Source organism: Geminicoccus harenae (assembly GCF_019800005.1).
Classification (GTDB): domain Bacteria; phylum Pseudomonadota; class Alphaproteobacteria; order Geminicoccales; family Geminicoccaceae; genus Geminicoccus; species Geminicoccus harenae.
The window spans coordinates 1-779 of sequence record NZ_JABGCL010000205.1 but is presented as its reverse complement, the minus strand read 5'-3'; the positions used below and the strand labels follow the sequence as shown (position 1 = coordinate 779).

The following is a 779-nucleotide window of genomic DNA, read 5'->3' as shown; positions in this document are numbered from 1 at the left end:
TCGGCTGGATGGTTCGCTGGCGCCGCCTGGTGCGGGACTACGAGGCCAGGCTCGATGTGTCCGAAGCCTTCATCCACGTCGCCATGGGCAGCCTGCTGCTACGCCGCATCAGCCACCCATAGCCATTCTCAAACGGGCTCTAAGAGCCGGATTAACGCAAGAAGCAAGACCTGACCCCGTCTCCTTCACGCTTCCGCAGCCTGGACGAACTGCAGGCGGATTCCTGGGCGGACGTCGAAGCACGGAGGGACCGCCAGTGCCCACGGTGACGCTCGGGATCGCATCGGTCGAGCAGGACAGAGAGCGGCTAGCGGCGGGGTTCGCGGCGAGGCGCAGGGTCGCCATCTATACGTCCCTAAGGTCATCCATAGTTAAGATCGCTCGCCTAATGGAACGATAATCATCACGGGGGACCTGAATTAATTCTTCGTCAGCTTCGAACAAGAACTTCGGAAAGCGGGTGGTATTTATTAGATCAACGTAGCAGCCAAAATCTATTTTATAGACGTCAAATCGCTTGCCGGTTTCTTCTTTAGAGGAGATATTTTTCTTGAGAACGTGCAATAATCTTGCATCAAACAATCTATCAATTCCTTCGTGGCGTTGGTTTCGCTGAAACAAAAATGCTCTTGCTCTGCGTTCGCCAATGACCTTATGCAAAATATGATCTAGGTGTGCGGTCCCGCAGTGTGGTGGTACAGTGGATCGCCATGCGGCAAGGGAGGCGCTATGGGCCAGGTTCTTCACGGCAGCGCCCGTACGACGGAGGCGGTCCGTCG

General features: G+C 55.7%; 2 pseudogenes. One reads left to right on the top strand and one right to left on the bottom strand.

Features of this window, described 5'->3' with window-relative positions:
- Positions 1-122, top strand: a pseudogene (locus tag HLA95_RS27605) (IS5/IS1182 family transposase); the annotation flags it as partial.
- Positions 123-345: 223 nt separating this feature from the next.
- On the opposite strand, the pseudogene HLA95_RS27600 reads toward HLA95_RS27605, so the two are convergent.
- Positions 346-779, bottom strand: a pseudogene (locus HLA95_RS27600) (hypothetical protein); the annotation flags it as partial.